We start from the raw sequence: 15,093 nt of genomic DNA on the forward strand, positions 1-15,093 counted from the left end.
CTCAAGCAATTCAGAGGTATTGCCACTCGCTACGACAAAAACCCTCTGAATTTTCTGGCAGCCGTAAAGATCGTCGCCACCAGAATCTGGATCAAAGCGTTATGAGTCTACGGCCTAGTATATTACGCTTTGCGAAAGAGCAGCCTGCATTCGGTTTTTGAGTTTGCAGACAGTCTCGCCTCATTTTTATGGGTAGACCAGCCTTCTCGAATGAGTTCCTTGATATAGAGCAGGTTTAGATCATAACTGAGAACACGGGCACGTATTTGATAAAGCACGCACCGGCGATTTCTTGGAACACAAGGACCATCTATGTTTGATCAACCACCAGGTATATTTTTGACGATCTCTAATGCAATTGCGGGCGTCACAAGTTGGTTCAATTGGGAGGCATGGTCTGCCATCGGTACAGTCGGAGCGCTGTGGTATGCAGTTGTAGAAAGTAGTCGAAACGGAAGAGCCGAGCGTAAGCGAGCGGCCGGGATTCTGACAGCATTAGTTGGATACTTGGAGCCAATTTCTGAATCTATACCAGAATTCCGAACTTTGGAGTAATATTACGAATGGAATGAATTGTTTGACCGATCTTTGACACTTGATATTTTAAGACGAGGCCAAAAAGGCCTAGAGGCCATCGGAATAGGTGACATTGCAGCAATTGGAATGTCTGAATGGACTACGGCATTGCCCATTGTTTTAGATAGTTCTGTTCGATACTTTGCCTTAGGAACGATTAATAAGCACGAGCTTGACGATTTAAATTCATCGAGTTCATATATCTCCGAAGCCGTAGCCACCTTTCGTAGAGAACGAGAAATTATAAAGTATGGGGTATTCGGTTCATATCTGAGAACTGTAGCGTCATTGTTTTTGAGTAGACTCGTGCCTCATGTAAAAGCTGAATAGTTATGAAGGTTATTGGCTGTCATACAGGAGGCTCATTCTTAACAAAGCAACATGCCCTCCGGACGCAAGAGGAGGTGGGCGTCGGTGTTCTAGTTTGTCGTTCAAGCGCCTGAATCATTTCAACACGCTTAAGGTGCTGGCCGCTCTTGAACTGAGCGTTCAGGAATGTACCCACAATATCAAGGGCTAGGGCGTAAACCCATAAACGGGATTCCCATTTAGAACTGATCGTGATTCAAGGCTTCCGGTGAACAGGGAGCCTTTTTCATGACGCGTCGCCGCTACGAGTTGACCGATACAGAATGGGATGTCATCGCGCCTTTGTTGCCGAACAAGCCCCGCGGTGTTCCGCGTGTTGATGATCGGCGTGTGATCAACGGCATTTTGTGGCGGTTCCGCACCGGCTCGCCGTGGGCGGATGTACCCGAACGCTATGGCCCTTCGACTACCTGCTACAATCGCTTTGTCAGATGGCGCAAGGCGAGGGTCTGGGATCGGATTTTGGCTGACATATCCAAGGCCTATGACGGTGACATCATTATGATCGATTCCTCCTGTGTCCGCGTGCATCAGCACGGAGCGACAGCAAAAAAGGGGGCCTTGACGATGGCTGCATGGGACGTTCCCGTGGTGGGCTGACTACCAAGATACACGCCGTCGTCGATGCCGAAGGCCGCCCCATTGCCCTCGATCTGACCGCCGGGCAAAAGCACGATAGCCAGATGAGCCTTCCCATGCTGGGCGCGATGAGACAGGGGACGATCGTGCTGGCGGACAAGGCCTACGACACCAACGCCCTGCGCGCCGCCGCTGATCAGAAGGAGGCCTGGGCCAATATTCCAGCCAAAGCCAACCGCAAAGACAGCTTCGCCTTCTCAGGCTGGGTCTATCGACAGAGAAATCTGGTCGAACGCTTCTTCAATAAACTCAAGCAATTCAGAGGTATTGCCACTCGCTACGACAAAAACCCTCTGAATTTTCTGGCAGCCGTAAAGATCGTCGCCACCAGAATCTGGATCAAAGCGTTATGAGTCTACGGCCTAGTCTTTCCAGTCGTTCCAGTTCCGCGCCGATCTGCTCGATGGTGAAGGGCTTCTTGAGCAGCCGCGTGCCGGCATCCAGCTTGCCGTTATGAACAATGGCGTCCTGCGCATAGCCCGTCATGAACACGACATTCAGGTCTTTTTGGTGCGCCAAAGCTTCATCCGCCAGTTCCCGGCCGCTGCGTCCTGGCATGAGGACGTCCGTCAGCAGGATATCGATCCGCGTCCCTTCCTCGAAGATATCCAGCGCCTGGTCGGCATTTTCAGCGCTTAAGGTGTCATAGCCCAGTTCGGTCAGGGCCTCGCAGACGAAATCGCGCACGCCGGCTTCGTCGTCGACGACGAGCACGATCTTGTCACGACGCCCGTTTGCCGCACGGACGATGCGGTCGACCACCGGGATATCGGAGGCGTCCAGGGATCGCGGCAGGTAGAGCCTCACCGTCGTGCCGCGGCCGACCTCACTAGACAGGCTGACGTGACCGCCTGACTGTTTTACGAAACCATGAACCTGGCTGAGGCCCAGGCCGGTGCCGAGGCCGACTGCCTTCGTGGTGAAGAAGGGCTCGAACACCTGTGACAGGATTTCCGGCGCCATGCCGGTTCCGGTGTCGGTGACGGCGACCATGACATATTCGCCGGGCGTTACATCGTCTCCCGTCTCCGAATGACTTTGATCGAGCCTTGCATTGGCGCATTCGATCAGCAGCCTGCCGCCTTCCGGCATGGCGTCGCGCGCATTGACGGTGAGGTTGATGATGGCCGTTTCAAACTGACTGGTATCCACGTTCGCCCGCCACAGTCCGGGGGCGCGAAGGGTTTCAATGCTTATGGCGTCACCCAGCGTGCGGCGCAGTATATCCGACAGGTCTGCAATCGAACGCCCGATATCCGTCGCCTTAGGGTCGAGCGGCTGGCGGCGGGAAAAGGCCAGCAGCCGCTGGGTCAGGGAGGCCGCCCGCTTGGCCGCTTCCTGTGAGCCGCTGACAAAGCGCAGCATCTTGGGATCGGCGTCGGGATAGCGGCGGATGAACAGGTCCAGATTGCCGATGATCACGGCGAGCATATTGTTGAAATCGTGGGCAATGCCGCCCGTCAGGCGGCCCAGTGCCTCCATTTTCTGACTTTGACGCAGGGCGGCTTCCGCGCGTTCGCGTTCCTCCATGACCTCGCGCAGGCGCCGGTTGCCACGGGCAAGGGCGCGGGTATCGAAGGCCATGATGGTGAGCATCGAGAGGCCGGCGATCAGGAGGAGGGCGGCGCCGGCATAACGCGCGAGCCGCAGTTCGAGGGGTTCGCTGCGTTGCTTCAGGATGACTGTGCCCAGTATGACGCCCTTTTCCGCCACGGGAACGCGCACCGTAAAGCCATCACTGGCCCGCAGTTCATTGCGGCCATTCAGGAGCGTGATAGTCTCGCCGTAATGGGCGACCGGTATTCCCTTGTCGTCGAGAACGATCAGGGCCTCGATTTCCGGATTGGCGCGAATGGCTGTCGTGATCTGCGAGACGGTTGCTTGATCACCGAAAGCCAGGGCGCCGGACAGCGAATCCGCGACTATACTGGCCTGGACGCGCGCCGCCTGAATGACCTGTTTTTGATGCAGATTTTCAGAGTAGAGCCCGGCGGCCACGCTGGCCAGAACCAGCACTGTCAACCCAAGGCCCACGAAGGCGGTTCGGTGCTGGTCGATCACCTGCATCATCCGGTTGGCAATGCGCTTCATTGCGGACCTCCGGAGACATCCCTGACCGACACGGCCATGGCGAGCAGTTTTGAGCTGATCTCCAGATGACTGTCGCTGGCCGTTGCCAGATCGACACGGAAACGGACATGGCCCTGCTGGTTGACAAAGTCGATCATGCCGGGCGCCTGGCTGTTTTGCGTGACCGTCAGAACAGGGGCGCCTTTCAGCGCTTTCAGGGCAGAGGCAACGCTTTGATCGCTGGAGCCGCCGAGATAGGCCACCGCACAGCCGGAGTCCGTACCGACCGCCGGCAGGCGCAGGATGCGAAACGGACGGCCGTTGTAACCCTGGCCGGCTATGGCCCTGTCGAGGACATCGCCAAACGGATCAGTCCCTATGATGCAAAGTGTCAGGCTGTCGCCGGGGGAATTGGGCCAGGTGACGAAGGGGGCGAACTTATACAGGTACGTCGCCTTGACCGCTGTCTCCAGGTCGGCCGAGGGCTGGCTGGCGGCCGCGCCGCCTGTCAGCAGCAGGGCGATCGCCGCCGTCAAAAGACTTTGAAGCGTTTTGGGCAAGCCTCTCATCCTAGAGACCGTAGCGCAGTCTGACAGAAACGGAGCGCGGGACGTAACGGACCGCTGTGGTAGAAGGATCGTAAGCTTCAAGATGCTGTTTGTGAAGCAGGTTCAAGGCTTCGAGCGACAGGGCCAGCCGGTCTGTCAGCCGCCAGTTCAGGGTCGCATCGGCCTCGGTATAGGCAGGGACCGGGGCGTTATCCACCTTGCCGACCGTGCGCAGGATTACGTTCAGGTCCATAGCCGGGGAAATGGCCCATTGCGAACCGATCTGCGCCTGATAGGCGGGGTCCTGGCCCTGGACAGCCAGGCCGGTCAGGTCGTTGAAGCCGGGCTTGAGCCGGAATGTCTTGTGCAGCAAGTTAAAGCCGGCACTGAGCCGCCAGCCGGGAATGACCTCATACTTGCCCCATCCCTCAATACCATAGGTCTCGCCTTTGCCGCCATTTTCCAGGATCAGCGGAAAGATGGTAGCCGGATAGGTATCGGTGCGCAGGTCGTCATACTGATTATAGAAGGCCGAGAGCGACACCGACAGCCGATCCATGGGCTGGGCGCGCCAGCCAAGCTCCCAGGCCGTGACTTTTTCCGAGGAAAAGTCCGGGGAGGGCTGAAGGAAAACCGGATGGGTCAGTTCGCGCTCAATGCGGTTCGGCGTCCGGGCCGCGCGTGACACGGCGCCCCAGATCAATGATCCGTCATGGCGCTGCCAGGCCAGTCTCACATTCGGCAGCCATTCCGTGCCGGAATAGCTGTTATATTCCGCCTTCAGGCCCATGGTCAGCGTCAGGTCGGGGCGCAGCGCCATCTCATCCTGGGCAAACAGGGAGCCCAGCGAAATGGTCGTCTTCGGGTCCAGGAATTTGAAATCATTGAATGATTCAAAATTTTCCCACCAGTAGCGGAATTCGCCACCCCAGATGATATTGTGATGCGGACCGGCGCGGAAATTATGCTGGGCCGAGATGACAATACTGTCCCGGCTTTCATAAAGCGTGGCCTCGTCGCGCACATCGCGGCTGATCACCGCATTGACGGTCACGCCGCCTTTGCTCAGATCGTGGCTCCATGTCAGGCGGCCCATTGTGCCCTTGAAGGTGGCCATATTGCCCGCCACCTGATTGTTGTAGGTCATCAGGGCAGTGGACAGCTTGTCCTTTTCCCAGTCGCCGGTTAGGCTCAGCGATCCAAAGGCGCCGTGGAAAGCGTCATCGGTCGTGTCGTTCGGGTCAAACGGCTTTGTGCGGTCGATGTCGAAACTGTCGGCCAGGACTTTGAAGCCTATATGGTCGGACAGCTTGCCGCCGTATCGCAGGCTGGCAGCGCGCTGGAAGCTGCCGGCAGCGACATCGGCGTAAAACCCCTGTGTCTGCGCGCCCGGTTTCGTAATGACATTGACCACGCCATTGACGGCATTGGCGCCCCACATGGTGCCGCCGGGACCGGCTATAACCTCGATGCGATCGATATTGCCCAGGTTGACGTCAATCTGCTGCCACAGGTTACCGCCGCCGATCGGTTCATAGACGCTGCGGCCATTGATCATGACCAGGAGCTTATTGGCCGTTTCCGGCGAATTGAAGCCGCGGGCCGTGACCGTCCAGCTATAGGCATTGAGCCGCACCACTTCCAGGTTCGGTGCCAGGCGCAGGACTTCGGGCAGGCTGATGGCCCCCGAACGCCGGATGTCATCGGCGGTGATGATGAAAATGGAAGCGGCGACCGAACCCAGAGCTTGGGGATGTTTGGCTGCTGACGTAATCTGGATATTCGCCAGTTCGTCGATCGACAGCCGCTGCAGATCTTCAACAGACGGATTGGTGCCGGGATCGAATGGCTGGGCGACAGCCCGGTTTGTTACGCCACCGATTAAAAGCGCCGCGCATGTCATCAGAATGCGCCCGTATATGACAGATTGCCCTGATCTCACGACATGCCCCGACTTCGACTTTCTGCGTTCGACCGGTATGTAAGAGGGCAATTAAAGTAAGGATTCGATAGGTTTGGCGTTATTTGCGCATAATCTGCGGATATTGCAGCGGGCCTGGACGACGGATTTGTCAGATGGAAACCCGGTGAATATTGAATGCCCGGCGCAGGGTTTCCACCGACGGGTGCGTATAGGGTTTACGTCCACACCGCTTCCTGGCCATGCCTCGCAACAGCTCTTCCATATACCTGATCACGGTCATCGGCCTGTTGGCCGGTTTCGCCGTCCTGGCTGTGCTTTTCGGCTATATCAGCGTCGATTCCTGGTATTACATGCTGCTGGCCCAGGCCCTGCGTCATGGCCAGGGATGCAGTCTGCACGGCGAATACAGCGCTGTCTATCCGTGTGGTTATCCGGCGCTCCTGGCCCTGACCGCGCCCGTCGCCACCCCGGCCGTGATGATGATCAGCAGCAAGGTCACCAACCTGATCCTGCTCGCGACCAGTTTCTGGTTCATCCTGAAAGCCTCGCGCCACGTCTTCATGGCGGCGCTGGTCGTGCTCAATCCGGTCACCCTGATCATAGGCATGTATACCTGGTCGGAAAATCTGTGGCTGTTCTGCTTTTGCGGGGTGGTCTTTGCCCTGTCCTGGATAAATGCCGATCCCCGCAAATGGATGCCTTATATCCTGCTGACGGGGTTTCTGATCCTTGGCTGTTCGGCGCGTTATATCTTCGGACCGTTCGCCTTCCTGCTCTTCCTGTGTGTCTGGCCGGCATTCGGCCGGCAATTGGCGCTGCGGGTCTTTCCCGCTTTCTGCATCGCCGGCCTGGTCTTTATCGTCTGGCAGGTTTTCAATCACGAACTGACTGGCTTTGCGACCGGTATGCCGCGTGTGCCCGCGCCCGAAGCGCCCCTGTTGCTGGTGCGGCAATTCCTGATAGCGCTCGGCGTCAACGGACTGGGGGTAATAGTCGCGGCCGTGCTGCTGACCGCGATATCTTTCCGCCAGCTTTCGCGGGTGCGGGACGGGGAGGGCGCACGGCCGGCGGCGCTGTTCATTACCCTGGCGGGCCTGAGCTTTCTGGCCCTGGCCTTTACTTTACGTCTGCGCACCCAGTTCGATCCGTATAATACGCGCACCATCGGCTACGGCATTGTGCTGACTGTCGCCGGTCTGATCGGATTGTTTGTTCACATCCGCAAACAGGCCGGCATGGCGCGGCCGGTCATCCTGTGGCCGGTTCTGGCCATGTGCGCCGCCGCCCTGTTTTCCCTGGCCTATGCCGATAACGGCGCGCTGATCCAGTCGATCGCTGATTCCTTCGATGACTTCCAGTTTCCGGCTACCTCTCTGGCGACGCTGAAAAGCGCCGGGCCGCCGGCCGATACGGTTGTGTATTTTCAACTGCCCGTGCCGGGGATGGAGTCCGCCAATGTCGATAATATCGGCGAGATCTATTACGGTAGTGACACGACCCTGCTGACACCCACCCAAGGTGAGGACGGTTTGCCTGAAGCCCCTGCTGCCTTGTTGCATCAAATGGACGGCCTGGCGGACACGCGCTGCTATTTCGATTTCACACCCTTTGCCACGGCAGCGGATTTCCGGACCTATCTTTCCGGTTCCACCCTGATTGACCGGCGGCTGGTAAAGGGATCGTGGCAAGCCGTCGAACGTCCCAATCTCGAACCACATATGCGGACCTGGCTCGCGGGTGTTTTTCAGCCAGGGAAACGGGTGCCCTGCCGCGCCATACTTGACCGGCCGGAAAGCCGGCAAATCCTCTCACTGCCTCCTGCCGGATAAGTTCATGCCTGTGCAAAAGCCGATTTTTTATGACCCCACCGGGCGCCGCAAGAAGGCTTCCTTCCTGGGGGTGGTCAGCCTGATCGTCATGGCCGTGATCCTGTTCGTCGGCCTGGTGGCGTCGATCCTGATGGTGCCGGTGCCGGAAGGGCTCGACCTGCATATGGAATATCCGAAACCCTCGGCATCGAAAATGGTGCTGAATCGCGCCGCGCCGCGTCATCGCCCTCTCAGTGTGCGCGGCGGTGCGGCCAGGGGGCAGCAGACGATTGCCGGCTTCTATGTCACGGGGGACGATGCCTCACTGGTTTCCCTGCAAAAGCACGTCAACAACCTGGATATGGTTATTCCCGGCCTCGCCTATGTCGGCGGCACGGATAGCCGGTTTATTTACCTGGCGGACGACCAGTTCACCCAGACGATACAAAATGCCCAGCACCGTCCGTCCGTGCTGATCATGGTGCAGAATATCACCGAAGGCCAGTGGCAAGGCGCGAATACGGCGCGGCTGCTGGCCAATCCGGCGGCGCGCCTGAAGCTGATCAGCCAGATGCTCGACATGGTAAGCCGCGAAAAGGCCCAGGGTGTGGTGCTCGATTTTGAAACCTTGCCGGACCAATCCCTGCGCAATTACCTGACCTTTGTCCGGCAGGCCCGCGCCGCCTTTGCGACGAAGGGCTACCTGCTGACTCTGACGGCGCCGGTCGATAATCCCGTCTGGAACCTGAAGGCTTTTTCCGGCGCCGCCGACAAGCTGTTTCTGATGATTTACGATCAGCATTCCATGGTCGATCCGGCTGGCGCCATCGCCGCGCAGGGCTGGTTCAATGACCGCCTGAACCAGGCGCTGAAAAGCGTGCCGACGGACAAGGCTATCGTCTGCATCGGCAATTATGGCTATGACTGGTATAAGCAGCCCAATGGCCAGTTGAAGGCCGATCCAACCACCGTGGCCGAAGCCTGGCGCATTGCCCGCGAATCCGACGCGCCCATCCAGTTCGACACGGCGACCGGCAATGCCTATTTCTTTTATGATGAGGAGGGGCTGCACCACGAGGTCTGGCTGCTGGATGGCGTCAGTGCGTGGAACCAGTTGCTGACCATAGCCGATTCCAATGTGGCGGGCGTCGGCCTGTGGCGGCTGGGTTCGGAAGACCCGGCCATCTGGCAGGCTTTCAGCACCTACCAGACCAATGCCCTGCCTGATCTCAACAGGCTGACCGCGCTCGGCGACAACCAGGTCTATGGCAATGGCGAGGTGGTCCATATCGAGGATACGCCCCAGACCGGCCGCCGTGTGGTGACCTATGACAAGGCGCGCGTGGCGCAGAACGAAACCTACCAGTCGCTGCCAACGCCCTTCGTGGTTCGCCGCACCGGTTACAAGCCCGGCCGGCTGGCCCTGACCTTCGATGATGGTCCGGATGGCAACTGGACGCCGCAGATTCTGAAAATCCTGGAGCAGGAAAAAGTGCCGGCCACCTTCTTCGTCATCGGCGAAAAGGCGATCGCCCATCCGGCCCTGCTGCGCCAGATGGTGCGTGATGGCGACGATATCGGCAACCACTCCTATACCCATCCGGACATGTCGAAGATACCCGACTGGCAGATCCGCTTTGAGCTGAACTCGACCCAGCGTGTGGTCGAGGCCTATACCGGCCGCTCGATGCGGCTGCTGCGCGCGCCTTACTTCGGTGATGCTGAGCCGACCACCAATGACGAACTGGTGCCGGCCCTGGTGGCGCAGAAACTGGGCTATACCGATATCGGCCTGCACGTCGATTCCGAAGACTGGACGAAACCGGGCGTGGATAAGATTATCCAGAATACCCTGGATGGCGTGCATGACGGCGTGGCCAGCGAGCAATCGGCCGCCTGCAAGACCTCGCCGGACGATTGCCGTTCCGGCCAGGTGATCCTGATGCACGATTCCGGCGGCGAACGCAGCCAGACTCTCAAGGCCCTGCCGGTCATCATCCGTAAACTGAAAGCGGAAGGTTACCAGTTTGTCCCGGTCGGCGACCTGGTCGGCCTGTCGCGCGATCAGGTCATGCCGCAACTGAGCGGCCAGGATCTGCTGGAAGTACGCTTCGATGTCGGCATCTTCATGTTCATGGCCTGGATGGCGGCGGCGCTGAAATGGCTGTTCGTGATTGCCATCGTGCTGGGTATCGGCCGGGCGTTGATTCTTTCTGGACTGGCTATCCATGCTGAGTTCAGCAACCATATGCAGCCGCCGGGCGATGAAAAGCCGGAGGAGGCGGGAGCGGGCGCAGCCTTTGTGAATAACAGCTTCGTCAGTGTGCTGATCCCGGCCTATAATGAGGCCAGGGTGATCGAAAATTCAGTACGGCGTGTGCTGGCCAGTGTCGGGGTAGCACTGGAGGTGATCGTCATCGACGATGGCTCGAAGGACGAGACAAGCGCCATTGTGAGCCAGGCTTTCGCGGATGACAGGCGTGTGCGCCTGATCACCCAGGCCAATGCCGGCAAGGCGAATGCGGTCAATAACGGCATTGCCGCCTCCAGGGGTGACATCATCATCGCGCTGGATGCCGATACCCAGTTCGAGCCGGAAACCATCGCGCGGCTGGTCCGCTGGTTCGTGCGGCCGGAAATCGGCGCCGTGGCGGGCAATGCCAAGGTCGGCAATCGTTTCAACTGGGTGACGAAATGGCAGGCGGTGGAATATGTCACCTCGCAGAATCTCGAACGCAGCGCGCTCGCCATGTTCGGTGCCATGATGGTGGTGCCTGGCGCGGTCGGGGCCTGGCGGCGCTCTGCCCTGGCGGAGGTCGGCAACTATCCGCACAATACCCTGGCCGAGGATCAGGACCTGACCATCGCCATCCAGCGCAAAGGCTGGAAGGTGGCCTATGATCAGGACGCCGTGGCCTGGACCGAGGCGCCGGAAAGCTTCGGCGCCCTGATGAAGCAGCGCTTCCGCTGGGCCTTCGGCACCCTGCAATGCCTGTGGAAGCACCGCGGCATTTACCGGACCGGCCAGCCGAAAGGCCTGGCGTGGATCGGCTTGCCGCAGGCCTGGCTGTTTCAGATCGTCTTTTCTGTGATCTCGCCACTGATCGACTTCGCCCTGGTCGTCAATATCATCGCCACCCTCGTGCAGGTGTCGCAGCATGGCTGGGCACAGACCAGTGGCGATCTCGGGCGAATGCTTGCCTACTGGCTGACCTTTCTGGCCATCGATGCTCTCTGCGGCGGCATCGCCTACTGGCTGGAACCGCGTGAGAAGCGTTATCCGGTCTTCTGGCTCCTGTCGCAGCGCTTCGTCTATCGCCAGATCATGTACTATGTCGTGCTCAAGGCGCTGATGTCGGCCGGACGTGGCATGTATGTCGGCTGGGGCAAGCTGGAACGCAGCGGCCGGCTGGACGCGGCGGCGGGCATTAACTCCCGCCGCGCCTGATCCAGTCATCTATCTGCTGGGACAGGATATCGAGCGGCAAGGGGCCATTTTTCAGGATTTCGTCGTGGAAGTCGCGCAGGTCGAATTTCGGACCCAGTGCGGCCTCGGCTTTCGCGCGCAATTGCCGGATACGAATCTCGCCGATCTTGTAACCCAGGGCCTGGCCGGGCCAGCCGATATAGCGGTCGACCTCATTCTGAATGGCGCGATCGCTCAGGCCCGTATTGTCACGCAAACAGGCGACAGCCTGCTCGCGGCTCCAGCCTTTGACGTGCATGCCGGTATCAATGACCAACCGGCAGGCGCGCCACATCTCCAGTGACAGGCGGCCGAAGTCCTCGTAAGGGTTGCGGTACATGCCCATCTCAACGCCGAGGTGCTCGCTGTAGAGCGCCCAGCCCTCCACAAAGGCGTTGATATCGTCGCGGCGGCGGAATTTCGGCAGGGCATCGTTTTCCTGCGCCAGGGCGATCTGCAGATGGTGACCGGGCAGGCCCTCATGCATGGCCCAGGCCGTGAGGCCAGATGTCGGGCTCTGGTCGAGGTGATCTGTGTTGATGACCACCGTGCCGGGCAGGCCCTGCGCCAGGCTGGCGGGGTTATAGCCGGAAGACGAGCTTTTGAGCTGCGGATCCACCTCATGCACCGTGACCGGCTGACGCGGCAGGTTACGAAAGTAAAGCGGCAGCAGGCCCTGGACGCGGATCAGAACGGCGCTGACCTTTTCGTAATAGTCTTCCGGGCTCGTGGCGATAAACTGCGGATCAGTGCGGATAAAGGTCTGGAACTCGGCAAAGCTGCCCTTGAACCCGCTGGCCTTGATATCGGCATCCATCTCGGCGCGGATGCGTTTCATTTCGCTTAAGCCCAGTTCGTGGATGGCCTCCGGCGTCATGTCGGTCGAGGCATTGCGGTGGATCAGGTACTGGTAATAGGCGCGGCCATCAGGCAGGTCGCCAATGGCGATGCTGTCCGGTGCCTTGGGCACATAGTCGCTTTTGAAAAAGGCGACGAGCGCGTCTTCCGCCGGGCGGACCTGGGTGGCGATCGCTTGCGTGCCCTCGGCCAGTAGCTGGGCTCTGGTGGAGGCAGGGAGGCTGTCCGGCAGGTTTTTCAGCGGACCCAGCAGGCTGTGGTCGGCCACGGGCTGAGCCGCGTGCTTTTCCATCACCGCCAGCGCCCTGGTGGCCACCAGTTTCGGCCGCATGAAACCGGTGGCAATGCCGCGCTTCATGTTGTCGGTCTCGGCGGCATAATAGGCGGGCAGGGCCTTCAGCCTGGCAATCCAGGCGCGGGCCTCTGGCTCTGTGCGCAGGACGACGCCGGCGGCGGCATAGTCTGGCACGGTGTAGAAGCCGTCGCCGGTATTGAAAGGCAGGCGGGCCTCATCAAAGCGCAGGCCGTCGAGCTCGAGTTCCAGACGGTCTTTTATCAAGGCTTGGTTGAGCGCCTGAACGGTGCAGAGGCTTTCGGCGGGGATTGCGTTCAGGCGAGTCATCAGGCCGCTCAGTGCCACGCCGTAAGCCTTCAGGGTCTTGGTGCTGTCATCCGGCCATTGCGAAAGCGCCGCCAGATTGCCATTGCCGCCTTCGCGGATCGGATCACGTGACGCCGACAGCGCTTCGAAATCGGCCACCAGGGTGATCATCTTCTGGTCGGATGCACTGGTGCAGGCGGACACGGGTTCGGCGGCGAGGACGTGACCGGCGCCGCCCATCAGGATGATGGCGGCCAAGGTTAGAGAAGCGGTGCGGATCATCAGATACTCCTATTGGTCGGCATAAGGGCCCTTGCCGCCATCGGCGATAAAGCGGTCGATGCGGGCTTCAAGCACTGGCAGGGGCACGGAGCCGAGATCAAGCACGGCGTCATGAAACTGGCGGATATCGAACTTGTCGCCCAGTGCCACCTCGGCCTTGTGACGCACCTTCCAGATGGTCATTTCGCCAATATAGTAGGAAAGCGCCTGGCCCGGCGTATTGATATAACGGTCGGTTTCGGTGGTGATTTCGTGTTCGGAAAGAGCGGTATTGTCGCGCAGGAAGGCGAGGGCCTTGTCGCGCGTCCAGCCCTTGGCGTGCATTCCGGTATCGACCACCAGCCGGCAGGCGCGCCACATCTGATAGGTCAGCATACCGAAGCGATCATAGGGTGTATGGTACATGCCCATCTCGACGCCGAGGCGCTCGGCATAAAGCGCCCAGCCTTCACCATAGGCCGAGATATAGGTCGATTGCCGAAACGCTGGCAGGGTTTTGTTCTCCAGGGCCAGCGGCATCTGCCAGGCGTGGCCGGGCGCACCTTCATGCAGCACCAGGGCGGGCAGGGTATAGAGCGGTCGTGATTTCAGGTCATACGTATTGAGGATCAGTACGCCGGGGCCGCCATTGCCGCCGGTGTTATAGGGGGCAATGGCGTCCGGGGTAGGGACGACGGCGAAGCGCATACGCGGCATCCGGCCGAAATACTGTGCCGCCTTGCCATCGAACTCTTTCGATATCCAGGCGCCGCGATCGAGGAACGCTTGTGGCAAGGTGACATAGAACTGCGGATCGGTGCGCAGGAACTGGTTGACGTCCTGGAGGGTGCCCTTGAAACCGACCTCATCCATGACGGCCTGCATTTCCGCCTTAATCTTCGCCACCTCTTCGAGGCCGATCTGGTGAATCTGGTCGGGCGTCATATCGAGCGTGACATATTCGCGGATCAGCGACTGATAATAGGCTTTGCCATCGGGCAGGTCATATGCCGCGATGGTCTTGCGCGCGCCTGGAATATATTCACTTCGCAGGAAGGTGAGGAGGGTCTGGTGCGCCGGGATGACGCTATTGACTATGGCTTCCACGCCGAGCTTGCGCAACTCGGCCTGTTTTTCGGCAGGGATGGACGCAGGTATGGTCTCGAAAGGGGTATAGAAGACGGTCTGTTCCGGCGTCTTGTTCTCGAAAGTGGTGGCCACCGACGAATCACGGCCCTGCAGCGAGACCTGCGAGGGGGTGAAACCACGTTTGAGACCGGCGCGCAGATTGTCGATATTCTGGCCGAAATAGCGCGGCACGTCATTGAGATAAGCGATGTAGTTGCGATAGTCCTGCTCGGTGCGCATCGGTTTGCGCGCGGCGTAACTCAGCCCGCTCCAGAAACCGAAGCTCATTTCATAGGCGCGGAATTTTTGCCGGCTGGCCAGGGTTTCGATCTGGTTGCGGTAGACCGTGTAATTGACCTGCTGATCGGTCGAGAGGGATTTCGGATCGATCCTGTCGAGCTGAGCGAGAGTATCTGCCCAGCGCTTGAGTTTGGCGTCTTGCGCGGCTTTCGAGACATCCGGAAAATGCGAACGGATACCGTCTTCGCCACTGTCGTCGTCATTGTCGCCGGTCAGGGCCTTTCGCCATTTCCACTCTGTCTGCCAGAGTGTCTCGAAGGCGGCATCATTGGAAGACGCCATGGCCGGCGGAGCGGCGAAGGCCGGCATGACCGGCAGCACGTTCATACTCCCAGACAGGATGGTGCCAAGCATGGCCGCTTTCAGAAAGTGCCGCATATTACCGTCTCGCTCACATTATAAGGCTTTACGGTATACGGTATAATTTATTTTGACAATCCCGCCTGTCAGGGGCTTAATCACGATAGCGGTAACAGGCCGGATAGATTCATCGTGACGACGGACATAATATTTGTTCTGATAACGCCATGATCCTATTGCATGAC

7 protein-coding genes and 2 pseudogenes are annotated in these 15,093 nt (G+C 59.2%); 4 read left to right on the forward strand and 5 right to left on the reverse strand.

The window, feature by feature from the left end; translation table 11 throughout:
- Both ACTHND_RS00505 and ACTHND_RS00510 read left to right on the forward strand, forming a co-directional pair.
- Positions 1-105: pseudogene (locus ACTHND_RS00505) on the forward strand (IS5/IS1182 family transposase); the annotation flags it as partial.
- A gap of 1,068 nt (positions 106-1,173) precedes the next feature.
- A pseudogene (locus ACTHND_RS00510) lies at positions 1,174-1,937 on the forward strand (IS5 family transposase).
- Here the strand turns inward: ACTHND_RS00510 and ACTHND_RS00515 are convergent.
- Genes ACTHND_RS00515 through ACTHND_RS00525 form a run of 3 tightly spaced genes read right to left on the reverse strand, consistent with a single transcriptional unit; the run spans position 1,924 to position 6,105 of the window.
- On the reverse strand, positions 1,924-3,675 hold the full coding sequence (locus ACTHND_RS00515; RefSeq protein WP_440175254.1) for an ATP-binding protein: 1,752 nt from the start codon (positions 3,673-3,675) through the stop codon (positions 1,924-1,926). The pseudogene ACTHND_RS00510 and the gene ACTHND_RS00515 overlap by 14 nt on opposite strands.
- Complete coding sequence (locus ACTHND_RS00520; protein ID WP_440175255.1) at positions 3,672-4,214, reverse strand: YfiR family protein; 543 nt, start codon at positions 4,212-4,214, stop codon at positions 3,672-3,674. The genes ACTHND_RS00515 and ACTHND_RS00520 overlap by 4 nt, the downstream gene beginning before the upstream one ends.
- A 10-nt stretch (positions 4,215-4,224) precedes the next feature.
- The gene (locus ACTHND_RS00525; protein ID WP_440175256.1) at positions 4,225-6,105 is read right to left on the reverse strand and encodes a TonB-dependent receptor plug domain-containing protein; all 1,881 of its coding nucleotides are present in this window, start codon (positions 6,103-6,105) and stop codon (positions 4,225-4,227) included.
- 260 nt (positions 6,106-6,365) lie between these two features.
- Here ACTHND_RS00525 and ACTHND_RS00530 point away from each other — a divergent pair, with 260 nt between their 5' ends.
- The gene (locus ACTHND_RS00530) at positions 6,366-7,955 is read left to right on the forward strand and encodes a hypothetical protein (RefSeq protein WP_440175257.1); all 1,590 of its coding nucleotides are present in this window, start codon (positions 6,366-6,368) and stop codon (positions 7,953-7,955) included.
- A gap of 4 nt (positions 7,956-7,959) precedes the next feature.
- Positions 7,960-11,382 (forward strand): glycosyltransferase, encoded by a 3,423-nt coding sequence (locus tag ACTHND_RS00535; protein WP_440175258.1) that lies wholly within the window; start codon positions 7,960-7,962, stop codon positions 11,380-11,382.
- On the opposite strand, the gene ACTHND_RS00540 is transcribed toward ACTHND_RS00535, so the two are convergent.
- Positions 11,363-13,141, reverse strand: a complete 1,779-nt coding sequence (locus ACTHND_RS00540; RefSeq protein ID WP_440175260.1) for a DUF885 domain-containing protein — start codon at positions 13,139-13,141, stop codon at positions 11,363-11,365. The two genes, ACTHND_RS00535 and ACTHND_RS00540, sit on opposite strands and share 20 nt — an antisense overlap.
- Before the next feature lie 9 nt (positions 13,142-13,150).
- Positions 13,151-14,926: a DUF885 domain-containing protein gene (locus ACTHND_RS00545; protein WP_440175262.1), complete on the reverse strand. Its 1,776-nt coding sequence runs from the start codon at positions 14,924-14,926 to the stop codon at positions 13,151-13,153.
- Positions 14,927-15,093 lie beyond the last annotated feature (167 nt).

The organism is Asticcacaulis sp. (assembly GCF_051954415.1).
Lineage (GTDB): Bacteria > Pseudomonadota > Alphaproteobacteria > Caulobacterales > Caulobacteraceae > Asticcacaulis.

Excerpts from the sequence above, each read along its gene's own strand:
- ACTHND_RS00530 (WP_440175257.1), top strand. The coding sequence starts at position 6,366 with ATGCCTCGCAACAGCTCTTCCATATACCTGATCACGGTCATCGGCCTG.
- ACTHND_RS00540 (WP_440175260.1), bottom strand. The coding sequence starts at position 13,141 with ATGATCCGCACCGCTTCTCTAACCTTGGCCGCCATCATCCTGATGGGC.
- ACTHND_RS00545 (WP_440175262.1), bottom strand. The coding sequence starts at position 14,926 with ATGCGGCACTTTCTGAAAGCGGCCATGCTTGGCACCATCCTGTCTGGG.
- ACTHND_RS00525 (WP_440175256.1), bottom strand. The coding sequence starts at position 6,105 with ATGACATGCGCGGCGCTTTTAATCGGTGGCGTAACAAACCGGGCTGTC.
- ACTHND_RS00515 (WP_440175254.1), bottom strand. The coding sequence starts at position 3,675 with ATGAAGCGCATTGCCAACCGGATGATGCAGGTGATCGACCAGCACCGA.
- ACTHND_RS00535 (WP_440175258.1), top strand. The coding sequence starts at position 7,960 with ATGCCTGTGCAAAAGCCGATTTTTTATGACCCCACCGGGCGCCGCAAG.